The organism is Streptomyces sp. NPDC002076 (assembly GCF_053593835.1).
On the sequence record NZ_JBSFDI010000007.1, the window covers coordinates 212,301 to 225,780 of the forward strand.

The window sequence follows — 13,480 nt, forward strand, 5'->3', positions numbered from 1 at the left end:
CACCATGACGGACAGCAACATCATCAAGCTCACCGCCGCGCAGATCGCCGAGAAGATCGCCTCCGGCGAGCTCACGGCCGTCGAGGTCACCGAGGCCCACCTCGCCCGGATCGAGGCCGTCGACGAGAAGGTGCACGCCTTCCTGCACATCGACCGCGAGGGCGCCCTCGCCCAGGCCCGCGCCGTGGACGAGAAGCGGGAGCGAGGGGAGAAGCTCGGCCCCCTGGCCGGCGTGCCCCTTGCGCTCAAGGACATCTTCACCACCGAGGGCGTCCCCACGACCGTCGGTTCGAAGATCCTGGAAGGGTGGATTCCGCCGTACGACGCCACCCTGACCAAGAAGCTGAAGGCCGCTGACGTCGTCATCCTCGGCAAGACCAACATGGACGAGTTCGCCATGGGGTCCTCCACCGAGAACAGCGCCTACGGGCCGACCGGCAACCCCTGGGACCTCACCAAGATCCCCGGCGGTTCCGGCGGTGGATCGAGCGCCGCGCTCGCCTCCTTCCAGGCGCCCCTGGCCATCGGCACCGACACCGGCGGCTCCATCCGCCAGCCGGCCGCCGTCACCGGCACGGTCGGCGTCAAGCCCACGTACGGCGCGGTGTCCCGCTTCGGCATGGTCGCCTTCTCCTCGTCCCTCGACCAGGGCGGCCCCTGCGCCCGTACGGTCCTGGACGCGGCGCTGCTGCACGAGGTGATCGCCGGACACGACCCGATGGACTCGACCTCCATCGACGCCCCGGTCCCGCCGGTCGTCGAGGCCGCCCGCAACGGCAGCGTGCAGGGCATGCGGGTCGGCGTGGTCAAGCAGTTCCGCGGCGAGGGCTACCAGGCCGGAGTCATCCAGCGTTTCGACGAGTCGGTCGAGCTGCTGAAGGAGCTGGGCGCCGAGATCGTCGAGCTGGACTGCCCGTCCTTCGACCTCGCCCTGTCGGCGTACTACCTGATCGCGCCGTCCGAGTGCTCCTCCAACCTCGCCCGCTTCGACGGGCTGCGCTACGGCCTGCGGACCGGCGACGACGGCAGCCACTCGGCCGAGGAGGTCACCTCCCTCACCCGCGAGGCCGGCTTCGGCCCCGAGGTCAAGCGCCGCATCATGCTCGGCACCTATGCGCTGTCGAGCGGGTACTACGACGCGTACTACGGCTCCGCCCAGAAGGTGCGCACGCTCATCACGCGCGACTTCGAGAAGGCCTTCGAGCAGGTCGACGTCATCGTCTCGCCGACGACCCCGACCACCGCCTTCGCGATCGGCGAGCGCGCCGACGACCCCATGGCGATGTACCTCGCGGACCTGTGCACCATCCCGACCAACCTGGCGGGCAACGCGGCCATGTCCCTGCCCTGCGGACTCGCCCCGGAGGACAACCTCCCGGTGGGCCTGCAGATCATCGCCCCGGCGATGAAGGACGACCGCCTGTACAAGGTGGGCGCCGCCGTCGAGGCCGCCTTCGTGGAAAAGTGGGGTCACCCGCTGCTGGAGGAGGCTCCGTCGCTGTGAGCAAGGCACTGTCCAAGGCCAAGGGCTTCAAGAAGTCCAAGTCCGGTACGTACCTGTCCATGGCCACCACCGCGTTCGGCGCGGTCGGTGTCGCCAAGCAGATCAAGAAGGCCCGAGCCGAGCACGACACGCTGCGGCTGATCGACGCCACGGTCTCGGCCGTGGCCATCGTGACCGGCCTCGCGATCCTCTACCGCGAGCTGAAGCGGCTGGGCGACGACGACGTCCTGCTGGGCTGAGAGGGAAGTTTTCACCGTGACCACCACGACCGACCTGGTGTCGTACGAGGACGCGCTTGCGTCGTACGACCCCGTCATGGGCCTTGAGGTCCATGTCGAACTCGGCACCAAGACCAAGATGTTCTGCGGCTGTTCGACGGCGCTCGGCGCCGACCCGAACACCCAGACCTGCCCCGTCTGCCTCGGCCTGCCCGGCGCGCTCCCGGTCATGAACGCGACCGGCGTCGAGTCGGCGATCAAGATCGGTCTCGCGCTGAACTGCGAGATCGCCGAGTGGTGCCGCTTCGCCCGGAAGAACTACTTCTATCCGGACATGCCGAAGAACTTCCAGACCTCCCAGTACGACGAGCCGATCGCCTTCAACGGCTACCTCGACGTGCAGCTGGAGGACGGCGAGACCTTCCGCGTGGAGATCGAGCGCGCCCACATGGAGGAGGACACCGGTAAGTCCACCCACGTGGGTGGCGCGACCGGTCGTATCCACGGCGCGCAGCACTCGCTCCTGGACTACAACCGCGCCGGCATCCCGCTCATCGAGATCGTCACCAAGCCGATCGTCGGCGCCGGCGAGCGCGCCCCCGAGGTGGCGAAGGCGTACGTCCGTGAGCTGCGCGAGCTCATCCGTGCCCTCGGCGTGTCCGAGGCCCGCATGGAGATGGGCCAGATGCGCTGCGACGTCAACCTGTCGCTGATGCCGAAGGGCGCCGACAAGTTCGGCACCCGCAGCGAGACCAAGAACGTCAACTCGCTGCGTTCGGTGGAGCGCGCGGTCCGCTTCGAGGTCATGCGCCACGCCGCCGTGCTGAACGACGGCGGCAAGGTCGTCCAGGAGACCCGGCACTTCCACGAGGACACCGGCTCCACCACCTCCGGCCGGACGAAGGAGGAGGCCGAGGACTACCGGTACTTCCCGGAGCCCGACCTCGTGCCGGTCGCGCCCACGCGCGAGTGGGTCGAGGAGATCCGCGCGGCGCTGCCCGAGCTGCCGCTGGCCCGCCGCACCCGGCTGCTCGCCGAGTGGGGCATCTCCGCCACCGACATGCAGGCGATCATCAACGCCGGTGCGCTGGACCTGATCGTCGCCACGATCGACGCCGGTGCCGACGCCGCCTCCGCCCGCAAGTGGTGGATGGGCGAACTGGCGCGCAGCGCCAACGAGTCCGGCAAGGCGCTGGACGAGCTGGCGATCACGCCCGCGCAGGTGGCCCGGGTCACCGAGCTGGTCGCGAAGGGTGACCTGAACGACAAGCTGGCCCGGCAGGTCATCGAGGGCGTCCTCGCGGGCGAGGGCACCCCGGACGAGGTCGTCGACAAGCGCGGTCTGAAGGTCGTCTCCGACGAGGGCGCGCTGACTGCCGCCGTCGACGAGGCGATCGCCGGCAACCCGGGCGTCGCGGACAAGATCCGCGGCGGCAAGGTGGCCGCGGCCGGCGCCCTGGTCGGCGCGGTCATGAAGGCGACCCGGGGGCAGGCCGACGCGGCCCGCGTCAAGGAGCTGATCCTTCAGAAGCTGGGCGTCAGCGAGGGCTGAGCGACACCGCGGGAACCATCCGAGGGGCAGTGCACCGAACCCGGTGTACTGCCCCTCGCTCGCTTACAAGAACCTTATGAGGCGACAGAGTTCGCCGGAGTGTCCTGTGATGTCGCTCCCAGTCCTGTGAATAAGCCCACGATCACGACAAACGATCATTTTCGCCTGCAAGAGTGTCTGGCGATTGCTCATGCGTTCTTTGCGGGCTGTTCAGTTTATGGACGATCGTTCCCGATCAAAGATCCACAAATCATCTCCTGGGAGCACGTCCGTGGCAGACCTCGCCCGTTGGTGTGTCCGGCATCGGCTGATCGCCGTGCTGCTGTGGCTCCTCGCCTTCGGCGGGGTCACCGCGGCCGCCGCCGTGGCCGGTTCGTCGTACTCGAACGCCTACGACGTCCCCGGCACCCAGGCGGGTCGCGCCGCACAGCTGCTCAAGGAGGGTTTTCCGGGCCTGGGCGGGGACAGCGACACCGTCGTCTGGCACACCGGCACCGGCACCGTCCGCGCCGCCGGCGTCGAGCAGACCATGACCCACACCCTGGACCGGATCGCCTCGCTGCCCGGCGTGGCCTCCGTGACCGGCCCGTACGGCCGCCAGGACGCACACCGGATCAGCGACGACGGCCGTACGGCCTACGCCACCGTCACCTTCACCCAGGAGGCCGAGCACATCGGCAAGGCCGAGGCGCAGGCCGTGGTGCGCACCGCCAAGGCCGCCGAGGGCCACGGGCTCCAGGTGGAACTGGGCGGCAGCGCCATAGGACTCACCGCGTCCCCCCGCGCGCACACCGCCGAGGTGGTCGGCGTGCTCGTCGCGGCCGTCGTGCTGTTCGTCGCCTTCGGCTCGCTCGCCGCCTCGGCCCTGCCCATCGCCACCGCCCTGATCGGCGTCGGCACCGCCTACTCCGGCATCGGGCTGCTCGGGCACGTCATGACGGTCGCCGACTTCGCACCCATGCTCGGCATGCTCATCGGCCTCGGTGTCGGCATCGACTACGCGCTGTTCATCGTGACCAGACACCGGCGCGGACTGAAACGCGGCCTGAGCGTCACCGAGGCCGCCGTGAACGCCGTGGCCACCACCGGACGCGCGGTCGTCTTCGCGGGTGCGACGGTGTGCATCGCCCTGCTGGGGATGCTGATACTGCGGCTGAGCTTCCTCAACGGCGTCGCCGTGGCCGCCTCGTTGACGGTCCTGCTCACCGTCGCGGCCTCGATCACCCTGCTGCCCGCCCTGCTGTCGTACATCGGCCCCCGGGCCCTCAGCCGCCGAGAGCGGCGCCGGCTCGCCGAGCACGGGCCGCGCCCGGAGCTGCCCACCGGTCTCGCCGCCCGCTGGTCGGCGCTCGTCGAACGCCGGCCCAAGCTGCTCGGCTCGCTCGCCGTCGCCGTCATCGCCCTGCTCGCCCTGCCCACCCTCTCCCTCCACCTGGGCACCTCCGACCAGGGCAACGACCCGCGCACCTCCACCACCCGCAAGGCCTACGACCTGCTCGCCGACGGCTTCGGACCGGGAGTGAACGGACCGCTCACCCTGGTCACGCGGGTGGACGGCGCCGACGACAGGCTCGCCCTGGACAACCTCGACGAGACCCTGCGCACCACCCGGGGCGTCGCCGCCGTCACCCCGGCCACCTACGCCGCCGGCGGCGGCACCGCCTATCTCACCGTCGTCCCCGACTCCGCGCCGCAGTCGCAGCAGACCAGTGACCTCGTGGACCGGCTGCGCACCAAGGTGCTGCCGCGGGCGGAGACCGGCACCTCTCTGGACATTCAGGTCGGCGGGGTCACCGCAGGCTACGACGACTTCGCGGGTGTGATCATCGGCAAACTGCCGCTGTTCGTCGGCGCGGTCATCGGGCTCGGCTGCCTGCTGCTGCTCGTCGCGTTCCGTTCGCTCGGCATCCCGCTGAAGGCCGCCGTGATGAACATCGCCGCCGTGGCCGCCGCGTTCGGCATCGTCGTCGCCGTCTTCCAGTGGGGCTGGGGCAGCGAACTGCTCGGTCTCGGCCGGGCCGGGCCCATCGAGCCCTTCCTCCCCGTGATCATGGTGTCGGTGCTCTTCGGACTCTCCATGGACTACCAGGTCTTCCTGGTCAGCCGGATGTACGAGGAGTGGCTGGAGACCGGCGACAACCGGCGCGCCGTCCGCGTGGGCCTCGCCGAGACCAGCCGGGTCATCAACTCCGCCGCGGTCATCATGATCTCGGTCTTCCTCGCCTTCGTGCTCAGCGGCGACCGCGTGATCGCCATGTTCGGCATCGCGCTCGCCTCCGCCGTCGCCCTGGACGCCTTCGTCCTGCGCACCCTCCTCGTGCCCGCGCTGATGCATCTGCTCGGCGCCGCCAACTGGTGGCTGCCCGCCTGGCTGGAACAGCGCCTGCCGCACGTCAGCATCGAGCCGCCCGAGTGCCGCGCCGCGCATGAGAGGCTCGGCAGGGTCTCGGTGGAGGAACTGCGGAAGGAAGAGCAGCGCGATGTACGCGATATCCCTGGGTGACGACGGCGCCGAGCTGCGGCCCCTGGAGGTCTGGCACGCGGAGGAGCTCCTCGCCAACATCGACCGGGGGCGGGAGTTCATCGGCCGGCACATCGGGCTGCCGGACGTGATCACCGACCCGGACTCCGCCCGCGCCTACCTGAAGTCCTACGCCGACAAGCGCGGCGCCGACGCCGGCAGCCTGCACGGCATCTGGCTGGACGGGAAGCTGGTCGGCGGTCTGCTGTTCCGGGTGTGGGACACCCCGAGCGGGGTGTGCGAGGCCGGCTGCTGGCTGGAGCCCGCGGCGGCCGGGCGCGGGCTGGTCACCCGGGGCATGCGGGTGCTGCTGGACTGGGCCTTCGAGGAGCGCGGCATGCACCGCGTGGAGTGGTACGCCTCCTCGGCCAACGAGTCCAGCATCAACGTGGCCCGGCGGCTCGGCATGACCCGCGAGGGCGTGCTCCGTGAGAACTACCCGCACCGGGGCGTGCGCACCAGCACCGAGATCTGGTCGGTGCTCGCCCCCGAATGGCGTGCGGTACGCGCGCGTGCCGCCCACAACGATCATTAAGACACCTCTCAGACAGGGTCCGTACGGTGCCGGGCATGGCTACGAAGACAGAGGAAGGCGCCACGGCCGGCACCGAGGCGCAGGGCGACGACACGGCGGTGGGAGCCGCCACCACCGAGGAGGACAGCGTGCGGGCGGAGGCTCTTGAGGAGCACTCCGGGAAGGCGGACGCCGTCGATGAGGAGGCCGCCGGGCAGGCGGACGCCGTCGAGGAGGAGTCCGGGGAACAGGAACCCGCGCGGGAGAAGGTGCCCTCCGGGGTCGGTCAGGGCGCCGGTGCCGTCGTCTCCGCCGCGCTGGGCTTCGTCTCGCTCAGCGGTGGCTGGATCGGCACCGTCGCGGGCGCCCGCGAGCAGCTCGTCGGTCAGCTGCGCACCTCCTCCACCGCGAGCGTCGCCACCCAGATCAAGGCGGTCTACGGCAACGCCTGGCACAGCACCGCCCTGTGGGCCGGCCTGTTCGCGCTGGCCGCCCTGCTCACCGGTGTCGTCGTGCTCGCCCGGCCCGCCTTCGGCACCCCGGGCCGCCCGCAGGCGCCCTGGATCAAGTCGGTCGCGTGGGCCGGCGTCTCGCTCGGTGTCATCGGCCTGCTGCTGGCCGTCCTGAAGTACTCCGACGCCCTGCTCGCCCTGCCCTCGACCGGCTGAGAACCCACAGGCCCCAGGGGCCTTAGGGAATCCGAGAGCACCTCACGGACTCCCTAAGGCCCCTTACGCGCGCGTGCGGCCCGTACGCCGCCCGAAGATGCGGAACTCTCCCGATGTGGCGCACCCCCCTGGGAGACGAAGGTGGAGGCATCGCAGAAAGCGACACACGACACCGACTCTCCTCGAAGGACACGTCATGATCGAGATCGAGTACCACAAGATGCGCTCCGCCCAGCTGATCCTCGAGGCCGAGCAGCAGCGCCTGGCCCGCGAGGCCGCCCGGGCACGGCGCGCCGCCCGCCGCGAGGGGTCCGCCGGCCGTGACAGCGCGGTCGCCGAGTCCCATACCGACCGGCCCCGCCGGCACCGGATCCCGCGCACCGCGTGAACACCGGACCGACGCAGGGCCCCGGAACGGATGGCGGCCGTACGGGGGTTGGCCGCCATCCGCACCTGCCGGACCAGGGTCGTACGACTGTCCACCCCAGTCGTACGACCCTTCCGTCTGTTTCCACAACCGTTCCGATCACCGGTACGACGATCGCACCGAACCTGTGGAAAACCGCTGCCCTGCCGTCCGGACCTCGTGCGATGCTCGGGCCCGTGGAGACCAGGTCCGTAAGTCCCGTGTTCGTCGGCCGCACCGACGAGCTGGACACCTTGAACGACGCGCTCGCCCGCGCCCGCGCCGGCGAGCCCCAGGCGCTGCTGCTCGGCGGCGAGGCCGGAGTCGGAAAGACCCGCCTCGTCGAGGAGTTCGCCGCGGCCGCCGGCCCGCACGCGGTCGTCGCCGTCGGCGGCTGTGTGGAGATCGGTGCCGACGGGCTGCCGTTCGCGCCCTTCTCCACCGCGCTGCGCGCCCTGCGCGACGCCCTGCCCGAGGAGTTCGCCGCCGCCGCCCACGGGCAGGAGGAGGAACTGGCCCGGCTCCTGCCCGACCTGGGCGAGGCCGGCGCCGGCCGCCACGACGAGCAGGGCATGGCCCGCCTGTTCGAACTCACCGCCCGGCTGCTGGAACGGGTCGCCGCCGAGCACCCGGTCGTGCTCGTCCTGGAGGACCTGCACTGGGCCGACGCCTCCACCCGCCACCTCCTCGCCTACCTCTTCCGGACCCTGCGGGCAGGCAGGCTCCTCGTCCTCGCCAGCTACCGCTCCGACGACATCCACCGCCGCCATCCACTGCGCCCCCTGCTCGCCGAACTCGACCGGCTGCGCACCGTCCGCCGCATCGAACTCGCCCGCTTCACCCGCGAGGAGGTGGGCCGCCAGATCGCCGGCATCCTCGCCGCCGAACCCGACCCCGCACAGGTCGACGAGATCTTCGAACGCTCCGACGGCAACGCCTTCTTCGTCGAGGAACTGGCCGCGGCCGCCTGCGAGGGCTGCTGCACCGGCCTCACCGACTCCCTGCGCGACCTGCTCCTGGTCCGCGTCGAGGCGCTGCCCGAGAGCGCCCAACGGGTCGCCCGGATCGTCGCCGAGGGCGGCTCCACCGTGGAGTACCGGCTGATCGCCGCCGTCGCCCAGCTCGGCGAGGACGACCTCATCGAGGCGCTGCGGGCCGCCGTCGGCGCCAACATCCTCACCGTCACCCCGGCCGGCGACGGCTACCGCTTCCGGCACTCCCTGGTCCGCGAGGCCGTCGCCGACGACCTGCTGCCCGGCGAACGCTCCCGGCTCAACCGCCGCTACGCCGAGGCGCTGGAGGCCGATCCCACGCTCGTCCCGGCCGACGCCCGCGTGATGCGCCTGGCCAGCTACTGGTACCACGCGCACGACCCCGCCAAGGCCCTGCCCGCCGTCCTGGACGCCTCCGTCGTGGCCCGCCGCCGGCACGCCTACACCGAGCAACTCGGGCTGCTGGAGCGGGCGATGGAGCTGTGGGACGGCGTCCCGGAGGAGGTGCGCTCCGCCCTGCGCCCGGTGGACTACACCGAGGTCTACCCGCCGTGCGGCTGCGACCCGGCCACCGCCCCGCTGCACTATCTCGATCTGATGGCCGAGGCCGCCGTCGCGGGCCGGTTCGGCGGAGAACGCGAACGCGCGCTGAAGATCACCAAGCGGGCCCTGCGCCTCCTGGAGGACGCCCCGGACCCCCTGCGCGCCGCCTGGTTCTGGGTGCAGCGCTCCCGGCTCGTCCAGGCCCAGGCCCGCGGCGACGGCTGGCAGGAACTGGCCACCGCCCAGGACCTGGTGCGCGGCCTGCCGCCGTCCGAGGTGCACGCCGAGGTGCTGGCCCTCGCCGCCAACTGGTCCATGTTGCACCGGCCCGGACCCGACGCCTTCGCCGCCGCCGAGCGGGCCGTGGAGTACGCGCGCATGGTCGGCGCCCGCGACATCGAACTGCACGCCCGGCTCACCCTCGGCTGCCTCAAGGTGGACGCGGGCGACACCGAGAACGGCCTGGCGGAGATGCGGCAGGTGCTGCGGGACACCCTCGCGGAGGGTGTGCACCAGGTCGCGGGCCGGGCCTATGTGAACCTGCCCTCCCAGCTGCAGGGCATCGGCCGCGACCGGGAGGCCGTCCCCCTTCTGCGCGAGGGCATCGCCTTCGCCCGGACCCACGGACTGCTGGACTCCGAGACCTGGATACGGGGAAACCTGTCCGAGGCGCTCTACTCGCTCGGCGACTGGGCGGAGGCCGCCGAGACCGCCGGCCATGCCACCCGGGTCGGCCACAGCGCCAAGCCCCGCGGCCAGGGCGCCCTGCGGCTGGCGCACCTTGCCCTGGCCCGCGGCGATCTGGCCGAGGCGGGCCGCCAACTGGCCGCCGCCCGCGCCCACTACGGCAGCCATGACCCCATGCCCCAGCACGTCCTGCCCCTGGCCCGGGTCGCCCTCGGCGTCGCCGCCGAGGAGGGCCGTATCGCCGACGCCCGCGCCGAACTGCTGCGGGCCCTGGACGACGGCTTCCCACCCGGCACCCACCGCTACGGCTGGCCGCTGCTACGGGCCGCCGCCACCGCGGAGGCCGAGGCCCGCACCCTGCCCGCCGCCGAGCCCGGCCGCGCCGAGATCCTCGACCGCCTGCGCGAAGCCGTGCGCGGTCTCGCCACCGGCGTCCCGCTCTGGCAGGCGTACGACCAGTGGACGCGTGCCGAGCTGCGCCGCGCGGAGGGCACGGACACCGTCGACGACTGGTCGCCGGTCGTCACCGCCTTCGAGTGCCTGGACCGCCCCTATGAGCTCGCCCGGGTCCGCCACCGCCTCGCCGGGGCGCTCCTGGCCGACGGCGGCGACGACGAACGCGACCGCGCGGCGGAACTGCTCCGGCTGGCCGCCGCCGTCGCCGCCCACCTCGGCGCCCGCTCCCTCGCCGACGCAGTCGCCCGGCTCGCCCAGCGCGCCCGCCTCACTCCGACCCGCGCGCCCCGGCAGGCCCTCGCCTCCGCCGATCCGGCCGCGGCCCTCGGGCTCACCAGCCGGGAGCGGGACGTCCTGCGCCTGGTCTCGGCCGGCCGCACCAACCGTCAGATCGCCGAGGAGCTGTTCATATCCCCGAAGACCGCGAGCGTCCACGTCTCCAACATCCTGAGCAAGCTCGGCGTCTCCGGCCGGGGTGAGGCGGCGGCGATGGCGCACCGGCTGGGACTGTTCCCGGCCGAGACGCTCACTGCCGGAAGCGCGGGCTGAGACCTACGCTGGAGAAAAGCCGCAAGGGGGAGAAAGCGGGGGAGGGGCTGTGTTCAACGCCTTCGAGGAACTGTTCGCACCCGGCCGCAAACACACCCGGGACGAACAGAACCGCCTGGAGCTGACCCGCGAGGACGTCGGCGACAACGACCCCGGACGGGGCCCGATAGACCTGTCCTCCGGGAAGGCGGTCATACGGCTGCCGCAGCCGTCACCGGCCGAGACGGAGCCGCAGAAGAGCCCGGAGGAGGGACCCGGAGCCGCGTGAACCGTCCGGCGAGCGCTACCTCACCTCCGCCTCCAGCACCCGGTCGTCCCCCTTCGTCGGCCGGCCCCGGCCGTCCGTGTTGCTCGTCACCAGCCATGCCCTGTCGCCGCCCGCCGCGATCACCGTGCGCAGCCGGCCGTACTCTCCGGTGAGGAAGGCCTGCGGTGCCGCCGCGGCCACCGGCTCGGTGGCGCGGCCGGAGGGGGCCGTGCCCGGTGTCGTACCGGTGGCCGTCGTCCTCCCGGGAGGGCCGACCAGGGGTCCCCCTCTGCCCGAGGAGCAGCCGGCCGTCAGCAGGAGGGCGGCCACGGCGAACACGGCCGGCACAGCTCGTCGTTGCACGATCACGGTCCCTTCGAGGCGGTCGTCCACCACCGGGTGCACGTTCTCATACACCGCCCACCCGGGTTCCCGCCCCGGCACCACCGATCCCGTCAGGCCCTCAGTCCCAGGACCCCTGAGCCGCCGGCAGCCGTGCCATCTCCGCGAGGTCCTCCTCGGTCAGGCGCAGGTCGCCCGCCGCCGCGTTCTCCATGGCCCAGCGTTCCTGCTTCGCGCCCGGCAGGGCGATCACATGGCGGCCCTGTGCCAGGACCCAGGCCAGGGCCACCTGGGCCGGTGTGACGTGCTCGCCGTGGCGGCGGGCGATGCGGCGCAGGCCCGCGACGATCGGCTGGTTGGCCGCCATCATCTCCGCCGTGAAACGGGGGTGGCGGGCCCGCAGGTCGTCCGGTTCGAAACCCTCGCCGGGGGTCAGCGTGCCGGTCAGGAAGCCGTTGCCCAGCGGCATCGCCGCGAGGAGACCCACGCCCCGCCCCTCGCACCACGGCAGCAGCGCCCGGAGCGCCTCCGGCGACCACACCGACAGCTCCGCCTCCACCGCGGCCACCGGGAAGACCTGCTGGACCCGCTGCAACTGGCGCAACGTACCGTCGTGCAGCCCCGCCCCGGAGCGGCGGCCGCCGCGCGCGCCCACCGCGCACAGGCCCAGTGCCCGCACCTTGCCGGCCCGCACCAGCTCGGCCATCGCGCCCCACGTCTCCTCGACGGGCACCTCGGGGTCGGCGCGGTGCAGCTGGTAGAGGTCGATCACGTCCGTCTGCAGGCGGCGCAGGGAGGCGTCACAGGCCCGCTTCACATACCCGGGGCGGCCATTGGCCACGATGTGCTGCTCACCCACCAGCAGCCCCACCTTCGTGGACACGAAGGCGTCCGCACGCCGCTCCTTCAGCACCCGGCCCAGCAGCAGCTCATTGGTGAACGGGCCGTACATGTCCGCCGTGTCCAGGAGGGTCGAGCCCAGGTCCAGCGCCCGGTGCACGGTCCTGAGCGATTCGTCGCCCCGCTGCCGCGACCCGCTGTACGCCCAGCTCATCGGCATGCACCCGAGTCCGACGGCCCCCACCGCGAGTGCCCCCGCGCCGATCGTCCTGCGCTCCACCTGCTCGTGAACCTCCCTCTGCCCGGACCCCAACCTAACCTCTGCACGCGCGCGTACCTGACATAGCCTCCATGGCATGAGTGCTGACGTGTGGCTTCCCATGGCGCCGGACGAGATCGAGGGGCTGCCCGAGGGGCCCCGGTACCTGTTCTGGGACGGGGGCGAGGACGGTGACCAGCCCTTTCCCGGCGACCCGGCGGACTGCGTCCTGTACGTGGTGCCGTACATGAAGCCGTGGCCGGTCAGGGTGCGTCCGCTGGAGCGGCTCACCAACGTCCAGGTGATCCAGACCCTCACCGCCGGAGTCGACGACGTCATGTCGCGGCTGTCCGCGATCCGGCCGGGCGTCCGGCTGTGCAACGCGCGCGGTGTGCACGAGGCGAGCACCGCCGAACTCGCGCTCGCCCTGACCCTCGCCTCCCTGCGCGGCATCCCCGGCTTCGTCCGGGCCCAGGAGCACGGGCGCTGGCAGAGCGCCTTCCACCCGGCCCTCGCCGACAAGTCCGTCCTCATCGTCGGCTACGGCTCCATCGGCGCCGCCATCGAAGACCGGCTCGCGCCTTTTGAGGTCGCGCGGGTGGCGCGCGTCGCGCGCTCTGAGCGCACCACGGCGCGCGGTCCGGTGCATCCGCTCACCGAATTGCCTTCTTTGCTTCCACACGCCGACGTCGTGATCCTTTCCACGCCCTTGACGGAGGAGACGCGGGGGCTGGTCGACGCCGAGTTCCTCGCCCGGATGAAGGACGGGGCGCTGCTCGTGAACGTGGCGCGCGGTCCCGTCGTCGACACGAAGGCGCTGCTCGCGGAGCTGGAGAGCGGCCGTGTCACCGCCGCCCTGGACGTCACCGATCCCGAGCCGCTGCCGGCCGGACACCCGCTCTGGCAGGCCCCCGGCGTGCTCATCACCCCGCATGTGGGCGGACCCAGCTCCGCCTTCCTGCCGCGAGCCAAGCGACTGCTCGTCGACCAGTTGACCCGGTTCGTGAACCACGAGCCCCTGCGCAACGTGATCCTGACGACGGGCGCGTAATCCCGGTTTCGGCACCCTCCGCAACCCCTCGGATGCGGCCCGTACCCGCATCCCCGCTGGTCGTCACGGAGCGTAGAGAAGCTATGTCCCTGAGTGACGAACCTGGTGTATCGTCCCGGACAGGGGCTGCG

General features: G+C 72.0%; 11 protein-coding genes and 1 pseudogene. 10 read left to right on the top strand and 2 right to left on the bottom strand.

The window, feature by feature from the left end; genetic code table 11:
• The first annotated feature begins 4 nt into the window (after positions 1-4).
• The 9 genes from gatA to ACWCQS_RS17595 all read left to right on the top strand — a co-directional run bounded on the left by gatA (position 5) and on the right by ACWCQS_RS17595 (position 10,878).
• A complete protein-coding gene (gene gatA / locus ACWCQS_RS17555; protein WP_451005234.1) occupies positions 5-1,504 on the top strand; it encodes an Asp-tRNA(Asn)/Glu-tRNA(Gln) amidotransferase subunit GatA in 1,500 nt (499 codons plus the stop codon).
• On the top strand, positions 1,501-1,743 hold the full coding sequence (locus tag ACWCQS_RS17560; RefSeq protein WP_323377045.1) for a hypothetical protein: 243 nt from the start codon (positions 1,501-1,503) through the stop codon (positions 1,741-1,743). Before gatA ends, ACWCQS_RS17560 begins: the two co-directional genes overlap by 4 nt.
• Positions 1,744-1,759: 16 nt before the next feature.
• Positions 1,760-3,274, top strand: a complete 1,515-nt coding sequence (gene gatB / locus ACWCQS_RS17565) for an Asp-tRNA(Asn)/Glu-tRNA(Gln) amidotransferase subunit GatB (protein WP_451005235.1) — start codon at positions 1,760-1,762, stop codon at positions 3,272-3,274.
• Between the two features lie 271 nt (positions 3,275-3,545).
• Positions 3,546-5,777: an MMPL family transporter gene (locus tag ACWCQS_RS17570; RefSeq protein ID WP_451005236.1), complete on the top strand. Its 2,232-nt coding sequence runs from the start codon at positions 3,546-3,548 to the stop codon at positions 5,775-5,777.
• A complete protein-coding gene (locus tag ACWCQS_RS17575; protein ID WP_451005237.1) occupies positions 5,755-6,330 on the top strand; it encodes a GNAT family N-acetyltransferase in 576 nt (191 codons plus the stop codon). Before ACWCQS_RS17570 ends, ACWCQS_RS17575 begins: the two co-directional genes overlap by 23 nt.
• A 35-nt stretch (positions 6,331-6,365) precedes the next feature.
• The gene (locus tag ACWCQS_RS17580; RefSeq protein ID WP_451005238.1) at positions 6,366-6,977 is read left to right on the top strand and encodes a hypothetical protein; all 612 of its coding nucleotides are present in this window, start codon (positions 6,366-6,368) and stop codon (positions 6,975-6,977) included.
• A gap of 196 nt (positions 6,978-7,173) precedes the next feature.
• On the top strand, positions 7,174-7,365 hold the full coding sequence (locus ACWCQS_RS17585; protein WP_450980444.1) for a hypothetical protein: 192 nt from the start codon (positions 7,174-7,176) through the stop codon (positions 7,363-7,365).
• 203 nt (positions 7,366-7,568) lie between these two features.
• On the top strand, positions 7,569-10,610 hold the full coding sequence (locus ACWCQS_RS17590) for a helix-turn-helix transcriptional regulator (protein WP_451005239.1): 3,042 nt from the start codon (positions 7,569-7,571) through the stop codon (positions 10,608-10,610).
• 49 nt (positions 10,611-10,659) lie between these two features.
• Entirely contained in the window at positions 10,660-10,878 is a 219-nt protein-coding gene (locus tag ACWCQS_RS17595; RefSeq protein ID WP_451005240.1) for a DUF6191 domain-containing protein, read from the top strand.
• 15 nt (positions 10,879-10,893) lie between these two features.
• On the opposite strand, the pseudogene ACWCQS_RS17600 reads toward ACWCQS_RS17595, so the two are convergent.
• Both ACWCQS_RS17600 and ACWCQS_RS17605 read right to left on the bottom strand, forming a co-directional pair.
• Positions 10,894-11,055: pseudogene (locus ACWCQS_RS17600) on the bottom strand (PQQ-dependent sugar dehydrogenase); the annotation flags it as partial.
• Positions 11,056-11,320: 265 nt separating this feature from the next.
• Positions 11,321-12,319 (bottom strand): aldo/keto reductase, encoded by a 999-nt coding sequence (locus ACWCQS_RS17605; RefSeq protein ID WP_451005241.1) that lies wholly within the window; start codon positions 12,317-12,319, stop codon positions 11,321-11,323.
• Positions 12,320-12,395: 76 nt separating this feature from the next.
• Here ACWCQS_RS17605 and ACWCQS_RS17610 point away from each other — a divergent pair, with 76 nt between their 5' ends.
• Positions 12,396-13,349, top strand: coding sequence for a 2-hydroxyacid dehydrogenase (locus ACWCQS_RS17610; RefSeq protein WP_450980440.1), 954 nt, complete (start codon positions 12,396-12,398; stop codon positions 13,347-13,349).
• The last annotated feature ends 131 nt before the right edge of the window (positions 13,350-13,480 follow it).

Bases quoted from the DNA above. Each gene is read 5' to 3' on its own strand.
- gatA (WP_451005234.1), top strand. From the start codon at position 5: ATGACGGACAGCAACATCATCAAGCTCACCGCCGCGCAGATCGCCGAG.
- ACWCQS_RS17575 (WP_451005237.1), top strand. From the start codon at position 5,755: ATGTACGCGATATCCCTGGGTGACGACGGCGCCGAGCTGCGGCCCCTG.
- ACWCQS_RS17580 (WP_451005238.1), top strand. From the start codon at position 6,366: ATGGCTACGAAGACAGAGGAAGGCGCCACGGCCGGCACCGAGGCGCAG.
- ACWCQS_RS17585 (WP_450980444.1), top strand. From the start codon at position 7,174: ATGATCGAGATCGAGTACCACAAGATGCGCTCCGCCCAGCTGATCCTC.
- ACWCQS_RS17590 (WP_451005239.1), top strand. From the start codon at position 7,569: ATGCTCGGGCCCGTGGAGACCAGGTCCGTAAGTCCCGTGTTCGTCGGC.
- ACWCQS_RS17610 (WP_450980440.1), top strand. From the start codon at position 12,396: ATGAGTGCTGACGTGTGGCTTCCCATGGCGCCGGACGAGATCGAGGGG.